The 9,345-nt window shown below is 69.6% G+C and carries 9 protein-coding genes and 1 pseudogene; 5 read left to right on the top strand and 5 right to left on the bottom strand.

Translation table 11 applies throughout. From position 1 onward, the window contains the following. Positions 1-258: 258 nt before the first annotated feature. Genes ACN27A_RS33595 through ACN27A_RS33575 form a run of 5 tightly spaced genes read left to right on the top strand, consistent with a single transcriptional unit; the run spans position 259 to position 4,493 of the window. Positions 259-1,470, top strand: a complete 1,212-nt coding sequence (locus tag ACN27A_RS33595; RefSeq protein ID WP_421458895.1) for an EspA/EspE family type VII secretion system effector — start codon at positions 259-261, stop codon at positions 1,468-1,470. Next, the gene (locus tag ACN27A_RS33590) at positions 1,467-1,790 is read left to right on the top strand and encodes a type VII secretion target (RefSeq protein ID WP_421458893.1); all 324 of its coding nucleotides are present in this window, start codon (positions 1,467-1,469) and stop codon (positions 1,788-1,790) included. The genes ACN27A_RS33595 and ACN27A_RS33590 overlap by 4 nt, the downstream gene beginning before the upstream one ends. Further along, positions 1,790-2,653 carry an ESX secretion-associated protein EspG gene (locus ACN27A_RS33585; protein WP_421458891.1) on the top strand — a complete coding sequence of 288 codons (864 nt, stop codon included), beginning with the start codon at positions 1,790-1,792 and terminating at the stop codon, positions 2,651-2,653. Before ACN27A_RS33590 ends, ACN27A_RS33585 begins: the two co-directional genes overlap by 1 nt. 15 nt (positions 2,654-2,668) lie before the next feature. Next, positions 2,669-3,223, top strand: coding sequence for a hypothetical protein (locus ACN27A_RS33580; RefSeq protein WP_421458889.1), 555 nt, complete (start codon positions 2,669-2,671; stop codon positions 3,221-3,223). Further along, the gene (locus tag ACN27A_RS33575) at positions 3,204-4,493 is read left to right on the top strand and encodes an AAA family ATPase (protein WP_421458887.1); all 1,290 of its coding nucleotides are present in this window, start codon (positions 3,204-3,206) and stop codon (positions 4,491-4,493) included. The genes ACN27A_RS33580 and ACN27A_RS33575 overlap by 20 nt, the downstream gene beginning before the upstream one ends. Here ACN27A_RS33575 and ACN27A_RS33570 read toward each other — a convergent pair. From ACN27A_RS33570 to ACN27A_RS33550, 5 genes and pseudogenes are all read right to left on the bottom strand, one after another. Then, positions 4,403-4,822: pseudogene (locus tag ACN27A_RS33570) on the bottom strand (S8 family serine peptidase); the annotation flags it as partial. The gene ACN27A_RS33575 and the pseudogene ACN27A_RS33570 sit on opposite strands and share 91 nt — an antisense overlap. A gap of 384 nt (positions 4,823-5,206) precedes the next feature. Further along, positions 5,207-5,464, bottom strand: a complete 258-nt coding sequence (locus ACN27A_RS33565) for an HPr family phosphocarrier protein (protein ID WP_421458885.1) — start codon at positions 5,462-5,464, stop codon at positions 5,207-5,209. 52 nt (positions 5,465-5,516) lie between these two features. After that, on the bottom strand, positions 5,517-7,526 hold the full coding sequence (locus ACN27A_RS33560) for a PTS fructose transporter subunit IIABC (protein ID WP_421458884.1): 2,010 nt from the start codon (positions 7,524-7,526) through the stop codon (positions 5,517-5,519). Positions 7,527-7,549: 23 nt separating this feature from the next. After that, a complete protein-coding gene (pfkB, locus tag ACN27A_RS33555) occupies positions 7,550-8,527 on the bottom strand; it encodes a 1-phosphofructokinase (protein ID WP_421458882.1) in 978 nt (325 codons plus the stop codon). Next, entirely contained in the window at positions 8,524-9,303 is a 780-nt protein-coding gene (locus ACN27A_RS33550; protein ID WP_421458880.1) for a DeoR/GlpR family DNA-binding transcription regulator, read from the bottom strand. Before ACN27A_RS33550 ends, pfkB begins: the two co-directional genes overlap by 4 nt. Positions 9,304-9,345 lie beyond the last annotated feature (42 nt).

Below are 9,345 nucleotides of genomic sequence, written 5' to 3'. Positions count from 1 at the left end.
TAGTCATCGCAGTCGGGGGCGAGGGTGTGGTAGAGGTGCACCTGAGTTACGCCCCCGGATCTACCTGGGCCCACCGAACGGGATGCCCTGCGCATAGTCGCAGTTTGCTGATATGGCCTGGTAACAGGAAAAACTCCGGCTCGTGCGTTGCCAAAGGTCGGTGCGCTCGCGTGTCTGCGGGAGCCGGCGCCGGTGGAACTGGCGTCCTGGCAACCACCTCGGCGCTGGTACCCTGCCGATGGGAAGGGGAGGATCACGATGCGGGTGGATGACGGTATCGGCGGTTCGGGCAAAGTCACGGGAGGCCCGTTCAGCGCCGGATCTACAACGCTGGACGCCGGTCTGTTGGCGATCACAGGGATGCGCCGGACGCTCGGCGCCGGTGATCCGGAGCGCGGCGCCGGCCTGGAACTCGGTGCCAGAGGATTGACGGAGGCTGCCGACGCGATGGCTGCGGCGACTCCCGGAGTTGACTGGGCTGGCGCCGGTGCGCGGGCCTATTCCCTGGCCAATCGGCAGCACTACCGACGGACGGCATCGATGGCGGCCCTGGACCGCGCAGCCCGACGGGTTCTGGATCGTCAGGGCGATCAGATCGTCTCCATTCGAACGCGGTTGGACGGTGTGTCCGAGCACCTCGCCGGTCTTCGCCACACCGCGCGGGCCCTGGCGGCGACCCCCGGTGTCGGTCAGGCCATGCGAGCGCAATTCGAGCTCGCGACCGTCACCGCCGCGCTTGGTGCGGCAGGCGACGATTTTCAGGACCTGACAGTTCGGATGAGCGAGAACACCACGGAGCTACAGGGCATCGCGTCCCGCTACTCGGCGCTGGCCGAAGCGGCCGGCGGGCCGGCCGAGCCTGGGCCCTGGCAGGATCCCGGACTGGACCGGTGGGCTCCGAGGGCCGATGACGACGATCCCGACGAGGATCTCCACGAGGATCCGGGAGCTGCCGGGCTCTGGCCGGCACCACCATCCGCCGCTGGCCTTCCGACGTCGGATGAGCCGGCCCCGCCTTCGGAGATGGCAGCGCCCGGCGCTGCGCCGCAGGCCGGTGCGCTGCCGGTCGACGCGATGTCCGGCCTGACCGCGGCGTTCGGCGCGGTCGGCGGAATGATCGGCTCGGCGGTCACACCGCTGGCCGCGGTGTTGTCCGGCGTCACCGCGATGGCAGCCGAGTCGTTGCCGGCGCTGTCCGGGGCCGCCGACGACGCCGACGACGCGGATGTCGAATCACCGCCCGAAGAACCGCTCGACGACCTGCGAGATGAGCACCGGCAGTCGAAGCGCGACGACGCAGAGACCGCCGAATCCGCCGAATCCCCCGAAGCCGCCGAGTCCGACACTGTCGATGCCCCTGGAGTGCCGAGTGCGCCGGCGCCGCAGCCGCCGGCTGAAGCCGAGGCCGAGGCCGTACCTCCCGCCCCGATCAGACCCCCGCAGCAGCGCTCAGCAGGAGATAGCCCGTGACATCGCCAGAACCACTGCAGGTGACGCCGACCCACCTGCACGACTTGGCCGCGCGGCAGGCTCAGGCGGCTGGTGCAGTCGCCTCGGCGGCCGAATCGGTGTCAGACCTCGACCGCCGGATCCTCGACACCCACGGTGCGATCGCCGCGTCCACAGCCGAGGCGCTGGACATGCTTCAAACGGTCCGACGGGCTTGCGGGGCCGCGATCGCCGACGCCGGTCACGCACTGAGTGTGAGCCTGATCACGTCGGCGGGCCGCTACGACGACACCGACGATTCGGCGGGCCGGCATATCGATGAATCGATGCGGCAGCAGTGATGGCCGGGCCGTTTCTCGGGGATGGCGAGCCCACCCACTACGACGACGTCGTCGGTGTCGAAGTCACCATCGACGGGATGCTGGTGATCGCCGACCTGCTGCACCTCGTCGATTTCCCGGTGGCCCTTGGCATCCGGCCCAACATCCCCTACGAAGACCAGCGCCAGATCGTCTGGGATCAGGTCACCCGGGACCTGACCGCGCAGGGCGTTCTGACTGCGTTCGGAGATCCCCACCCCGAGGTCGCGGCCATGGTCGACACGCTGAGCCGGCCCGACCGGCTGCTCGACTGCCGCTGGTGGCGCCGGGACGTGGGTGGCAAAATGGTGCGCTTCGTGGTGTGTCGTAAGGGGGACCGACATGTCGTGGCAGCGCGTGACGAGGACATGCTGGTGCTGCAGCGCGTCGCCCCCCAGGTCGGCCTGGCGTCGATGGTGAATGTGGTGATCGGTGACGCGTCGCCCGCCGTGGTCGAACCGCTGACCGGTATCGCGTCCGAACTCTCCGGCGTGCGGTCCGCCGAACAGCTCGCCGCCTACGGCATGCCTCCGTCATCGGCACGCATCTACGCCGAGGCAACCGCGAACCCCGACAGTTGGGTCGAGATCACCGCGTCCGAAAGACATTCGGGCGGCACATTCTCACCGGCGCAGGTGGGGGCGGGGGTGCTCGACTCACCGCACGGCCGAATCGTTTCGATACCCCGCCGGGTCAGTGGAGAGCTGTACGGCAGCTTTCTGCCGGGCAGCCCTGAGAACCTGCAGCGCGCACTCGACGGATTGATGGAGTTCCTCCCGTCCCGCAGCTGGTTCGAGCACAAGGACACGGCTGAACCCGAGACCGACACGACGTACCCGGACTGAGAAAGGCGATCCACAGTGGCCAACTCTCCGCCCGGCACCCCCGAGGACGACGGGCCCCGCCCCGAACTGGCGGCATTCGATGTCGAGACCGGGGCAGAGAACGAAGAGACCGATCTGGGGGTGATCCTCGGCGACTTCCGCCGAGCACCCGACTCCGGCGAGCCTGACGACCATCCTGATCAGCTCGCCGGACTGATGCCGCCCGACCGTGCGGCAGACCCTCAGGTTGCGGATGCGACACCGCTGTTCACCGTCACCAACCCCGACAAGACGGTGTCGGTGACGACCTATCTCGACGGCCGCGTCCAGCGGATCGAACTGGGGCCCGGCGCCGGGAACCTGACCGCGAGCGAGCTGGCTGACGAAATCGTGTGCATTGCCGGTCTGGCGACCCAGGATGCCAGATCCGCGCAGTACACGGTCATGCTGGACGGTATGCGCGAACACGGTCACCACGACGCCGCCACCCGCGACTTCCTCAATCGCGATCTGGATCTACCCACCCCGGAACAGGCTGCGGCCGCACGGATCGAGCTGTTCTCGACACGCTATGCAGGTGAGAATGACTGAACATCTGGCCAGCCTTTTCGGTACCGCGGTCGGTCTGCTACCCAGCACACCGGCCCGGTCACTCGAATTGTTCACCGAGATAACCGAACTCGACGAGGGGTCTTGCGACGCCTGGGTGGGCCGCATCCGCTGCGGAGACCGGGACCGGGCGACGATGTTCCGGGCTTGGTACTCACGTACCAATTTCGGTCAGCTCGCCGGTGCCGCCGAGATGTCGATGAACAGTCTCGGAACCCGGGTGCCGATCGGCGGAATGTTCGGAGAGATCACCTATCCGGTCAATTCACCGTTGGCGATCACGATGGGGTTCGCCGTGAGCGAGGCCGGTCAAGGCAATTTCGCCGACGCGATGGAAGCGATCGAGGACGTCCCCGCGGCCGGTGCCGAGCATCTGGTCGCGTGGGTCAAGGCCGTCATCTACGCTGCCGCCCAACGGTGGACCGATGTCATCGACGAGGTGCGGGGAGCCAATTCGTGGCCGGACAAGTTCTTGGCCGCCGCAGCGGGAGTGGCCCACGGCGTCGCCGCCGCCAATCTCGGGCTGTTCACCGAGGCCGAGCGTCGCCTGACCGACGCCAACGCGTCGCCCGCCGGTGAGGCTTGCAGTCAGGCGATCGCGTGGTTCCTGGCCATGACCTATCGGGGCCTGGGAAACGAGGACGGCGCCGTAGCCCTGCTCGAGTGGCTGCAGGCGAGCCACCCGACGTCGACTGTCGCTGCGGCGCTGCGTGATCCATCGCATCGGCTCAAGACGACCAGCGCCGAGTTCATCGCCTCACGCCGAGACCCGTGGGACCCCGACAGCATCGAGGCGGATACCTCCGGCCAGGAGAAACTGCTCGCCGACGCCCAGGCCGAGCTTGACCGCCAAATCGGGCTGAGCCGGGTCAAAGAGCAGATCGAGCGCTACCGGGCCGCCACCCAGATGGCCAAGGTACGAGCGGCGCGGGGGATGAAGGTCGCGCAGGCGTCCAAGCACATGATCTTCACCGGCCCACCCGGCACCGGCAAGACGACGATCGCGAGGGTGGTGGCCAACATCCTGGCGGGGCTGGGGGTGATCGCCGAGCCCAAGTTGGTGGAGACCTCCCGCAAGGATTTCGTCGCCGAATACGAAGCGGCCTCGCTGATGTTGATGACTTGGGCGCCCAGGTTGGCGGCGTGCACGATGGCGCGCGCCAGGCTGCGTAGCGAGCCGGCGGTCTGGGTGGTGTCGGGATTGTTCGGATCGGTGCGCGCGCCGACCGGGGAGAAGCTGTCGGAGGTCTGACGCAGCGACAGAATCCGTGCATCGGGTGCGACGCCGACGAAGGCGTCGGTAGGTGCGGGCCGCCCGGCGATCACCGACGCGGTGAGGGTGCCGTGCGCGTCGCAGTCGGACATGCCGTCTCCGCCCGCGTCGACGAAATCGCCGCCGGGTTCTGCCGGCACCCGGGGCGACCCGTTGACCCCGGTGTCGATCACGGCCACGGTTATCCCGGCGCCGGTGGCGAAGTTGTGTGCCTCGGCCAGCCGCAGATAGTTGCTGGCCCACGGTTGGTCGGCGAAGTTGGAATCTGGGAAGACAGTGGGAGCGGCGCACACCCGGCGCTGCTCCATCGGCTGGTCGGGGCCGGTTTCGTCGGGCGGAACGGCTCCGGCGTCGATGGTGGGAGGCTCTATCGCCCCGGCAGGCGGGGCGACCAGCAGCAGCATCGACAGCGCCGATACCAGCGCACCTATTCGGCGCACGCAGCTTCACCCCCCGAATCGCCCGCCCAGTGCCTGTTGCCCTGGTGCGCCCCCAGCAAACATGCCGCCCACGCGGGAGCGGCAGGGAAACTGGTATCAAGGGTACGTGTCGAGAGCACCAGGAAATCTTATGGGTGCCTCGGGAGGGGTCATTCCGCTTTCTTGGCACCCCCGAAGCGGCGAAACGGCATTCCGGCAGCCGCGCACTCGCACTTCCGCTGCTGGAATGCCGTTTCGGCGTGGAAACGGGGGTTAGGCGTCGAGGTCCTGCTCGACCAGGTCGGCCACGGTGGCCAGGGCGCCCTCGTCCTCGGACTCGACGGTCACCTCGGCGCCCTTGCCCGCCCCCAGCGTCATGATCATCAGCGCTGAGCCGGCGTCGACGGGTTCACCGCCGTCCATCGAGAGCGTGACTCCGACACCGGCGTTGACCACGGCCTCGGCGATGATCGCGGCGGGCCGGGCGTGCAGGCCGATGGCCGAGCCGACGACGACGTTCTTGGTGGGCATGGATTCTCCTTCGGGTGGTGGGGACTGATTCGGGTGGTGGGAAGGGGTGTGCTCAGGCGGCGATGAACTCGGCTTCGGCCTTGGCCGCCGCGGGTTTGATGAACTGCTTGGCCACGACCACCGACACCGCGCCGGCGAGCATGCCGGCCAGGATGGCGATGACGAAGCCGATCTTGTTCTCGATGGCGAACAGCACGAAGATGCCGCCGTGCGGGGCCCGCGACGTGGCGCCGAACGCCATCGACAGACCGCCGGTGACCGCACCGCCGATCATCATCGACGGGATCACCCGCAGCGGGTCGGCCGCGGCGAACGGGATGGCGCCCTCGGAGATGAACGACGCCCCCAGCAGCCAGGCCGCCCGGCCGTTCTCCCGCTCCGGCTCGCTGAACAGCTTCGGGCGCACCACGGTGGCCAGCGCCATCGCCAGCGGCGGCACCATGCCCGCCGACATCACCGCGGCCATGATCTCGAACGACGCGGTGGTCGAGGCCGCCAGCCCGGCGGTGGCGAACGCATACGCCGCCTTGTTGACCGGCCCGCCCAGGTCGAAGCACATCATCAGGCCCAGGATGATGCCGAGGAAGATCGCCGAGGTTCCCGACAGCCCGTTGAGCCAGTCGGTCAGGCTGGTGTTGACCCAGGCTAGCGGCCGCCCGACGAAGAAGAACATGATCAGCCCGACCGCCAGCGAGGCGAACAGCGGCACGATCACAACCGGCATCAGCCCCCGGAACCATTGCGGCACCTTCAGATTACTGATCCACAGCGCGGCGAAACCGGCGATCACACCGCCGACGATGCCGCCGATGAAGCCGCCGCCGATGAACACCGCCAGCGCACCGGCGGTGAAACCCGGTGCGATGCCGGGCCGGTCGGCGATCGCGAACGAGATGTAGCCGGCCAGTGCGGGCACCAGGAAGCCGAAGGCCAGCCCGCCCAGGGCGAACAGGATCGCGCCCAGGTACTGGAAGAAACCACCCGGGGGCAGGTCGGTCAGCGAGTTGTTCAACGCGATGTCGTTGCCGGTGTCGGCGATCTCGTACCCGCCGAACAGGAAGCCCAGCGCGATCAGCAGACCGCCGGCGGCGACGAACGGGATCATGTAGCTCACGCCGGTCAGCAGGATCTGGCGGGTCCGGGTACCCCAGCCCACCTTGCCCGCCGGCGCCCCGCCGGCTTCGCCGTCGGAGCCCGAGCCCTCGACCCGGGCCGCGTTCGGATTGTCTGCGGCGGCAACGGCTTCGGCGACCATCTTGGCCGGCTCGTTGATGGCGCGCTTGACCCCGGAGGCCACCACCGGCTTGCCGGCGAAGCGGCCCTTGTCCTTGACCCCGACATCGGTGGCGAAGATGACCGCGTCGGCGCCGGAGATGATGTCGGCGGCCAGCGGGGTGCTGCCCGAGGAGCCCTGCGTCTCGACGGTGAGCTCGACGCCGGCCTCCTTGGCCGCGGCGGCCAGCGCGTCGGCGGCCATGTAGGTGTGCGCGATGCCGGTCGGGCAGGCGGTGATCGCGACCAGGTGCTTGGCGCGTTTCTCGGCCGGCTGCTGCGCCGCCGCCGCGGGTGCGGCCTGGTCCGAACCGGCCGGCTTCGGGTTGACCACGTCGTCGACCAGGTCGACCACCTCGTCGGCGCTGCCGGCGTTGCGCAGCGATTCGACGAAGTCCTTGCGCACCAGCGCCCGGGCCAGCGCGGTGAGCAGCTTCATGTGGTCCTGCCCGCCGGACTCGGGGGCGGCGATCAGGAACGCCAGATCGGCCGGGCCGTCGGGCGCACCGAAGTCCACCGCGGGCGAGAGCCGGGCGAAGCCGATGGTCGGGGTGTCCACATAGGGGGAGCGGCAGTGCGGGATCGCGATGCCGCCGGGCAGCCCGGTCGCCGACTGGCCCTCGCGGGCCATCGCGGCGCCGACCAGACCGTCGGGGTCGTGGGTACGCCCGGCGGCGGCCAGCGCCCCGACGAGCTTGGTGATGGCGGCCTGCTTGTCACCCTCGACGTCGGTGTCGAGTAGGACCAGATCGCGGGTGATGATCGGTGGTGAGGTGGTGGAGCTGGTCATGGATCTACTCTCGTCCTTCGTTGTCAGTGCGTGGCAGGAATCGGTGAGATCGGAGAGACCTGAACGGCATTCAGGTCGATCTGCGCCGGGGTCGGCAGAGTGGTGCCGGGCAGCGCTGCCGCCGCGCTGCCGTAGCCGACGGCCATCTGCAGCCGCTGCGGCGGGACCGCCCCGCCGACCTCGGCGCGCACGTAGCCGGCCAGCGACGAATCGCCGGCGCCGACGGTGCTGCGCGGCGTGATCGGTGGCGGGGTGGCCAGCCAGGCGCCGTTGCGGTCGACCAGCACCGCGCCGGCGGCGCCGAGGGTGGCCAGCACGGCGCCGATGCCGCGGTCGATGAGCCGGCGGGCCGCCGACACCACGGGCGCCGGATCACCCTGAGCAGCAGCGTTTTCCAAGGTTTCCGGGGCCAGACCCAGCACGCTGGCCAGCTCCTCGCCGTTGGGTTTGATCAGGTCCGGGGCACCGCGGTCCAGCGCGCCGACCAGGGCGGCCAGCGGAGCGTCGGAGGTGTCCACGGCGATGCGGCACGGGTGCGAAGCCAGCCGGGCGACCACGTCGGCGTACCAGGAGGCCGGCACCCCCGGGGGCAGCGACCCCGACATCACCACCCAGTCGGCCCCGTCGGCCGCCTCGAGCACCGCGTCGGTCAGCGCGGCGACCGTCGCGGCGTCCAGGGTGGCCCCGGGCTCGTTGATCTTGGTGGTGGTGCCGTCGGGTTCGGTGACGGTCAGGTTGGTCCGGGCCGGCTCGGCCGTGGGCACCACCCGGAACGGAACGGCGATGGCCTGCAGCGCGGTGACCAGCGGGTCGTTGGCGGCCGCCGGCAGCACCGCGACGGTCTCGACGCCGGCCAGGGTGAGCGCGCGGGCGACGTTGACACCCTTGCCGCCGGCCTGGCTGGTCACCGAGGTGACGCGGTGCACCGCGCCGCGGGTCAGCGCACCGGGCAGCGTGACGGTGCGGTCGATGCTCGGGTTGGGAGTGACGGTGACGATCACGGCTGACCTCCTGCGCAGATGACTTCGACGCCCTGATCGCTGAGCTCCCTGCTGGCCGCGGGGCTGATCTCGGGGTCGGTGATGAGGGTGTCGACACTGGTGATGGGGGCGAAGCTGACGAAGTCCTCGCGTCCTACCTTGGACGAATCGGCGGCCACCACCACGTAGTTGGCCGCACGCACCATCGCCCGCTTGACCGCGGCCTCCTCGCTGTCCGGGGTGGACAGGCCGTGACGGACGCTGATGCCGTTGGTGCCGATGAAGGCGATGTCGACGCGCAGCGTGTCCAGCACCCGCAGTGCCTGCTCGCCGACGGCGGCCTGGGTCACTCCGCGCACCCGCCCGCCAAGCAGCTGCAGCGACACCGAGGCGTTGGTGGCCAGGCGTGCGGCGATGGGCACCGAGTTGGTGACGACCACCAGCGGGCGGCTGGTCGGCACCTGCGCGGCGATGCGCATCGTGGTGGTGCCGGCGTCGAGCAGCATGCTCGCCCCGGACAGCGGAAAGAACTCCGCGGCCGCCGCGGCGATGGCGTCCTTGTGTTCGGCGCGGGTCACGTCGCGCTCCCCGACGCCCGGCTCGACCAGGTGCAGGGCCCGGACCGGCACGGCGCCGCCGTGCACCCGCCGCACCACCCCCGCCTTGTCGAGCACCGCCAGGTCGCGCCGCACCGTCTCGGTGGTCACGTCGTAGGCCTGGGCCAACTCGGTCACCGAGGCGCGCCCCTTGGCCATGACCAGGGAGGCGATCGCCTGCTGCCGTTCCTCGGGGTACATGGGACTCCGTTTATGTGGGTATAGATCCGAATATCTGTGGAT

The organism is Micromonospora sp. WMMD737 (assembly GCF_049179055.1).
GTDB lineage: Bacteria > Actinomycetota > Actinomycetes > Mycobacteriales > Micromonosporaceae > Micromonospora > Micromonospora reichwaldensis.
Note: the sequence above shows the minus strand (reverse complement) of the source record. Positions and strands in the feature narration are given on the sequence as shown.

Excerpts from the sequence above, each read along its gene's own strand:
- ACN27A_RS33565 (WP_421458885.1), bottom strand. The coding sequence starts at position 5,464 with ATGCCCACCAAGAACGTCGTCGTCGGCTCGGCCATCGGCCTGCACGCC.
- ACN27A_RS33560 (WP_421458884.1), bottom strand. The coding sequence starts at position 7,526 with ATGACCAGCTCCACCACCTCACCACCGATCATCACCCGCGATCTGGTC.
- ACN27A_RS33585 (WP_421458891.1), top strand. The coding sequence starts at position 1,790 with ATGGCCGGGCCGTTTCTCGGGGATGGCGAGCCCACCCACTACGACGAC.
- ACN27A_RS33575 (WP_421458887.1), top strand. The coding sequence starts at position 3,204 with ATGCAGGTGAGAATGACTGAACATCTGGCCAGCCTTTTCGGTACCGCG.
- ACN27A_RS33595 (WP_421458895.1), top strand. The coding sequence starts at position 259 with ATGCGGGTGGATGACGGTATCGGCGGTTCGGGCAAAGTCACGGGAGGC.
- ACN27A_RS33550 (WP_421458880.1), bottom strand. The coding sequence starts at position 9,303 with ATGTACCCCGAGGAACGGCAGCAGGCGATCGCCTCCCTGGTCATGGCC.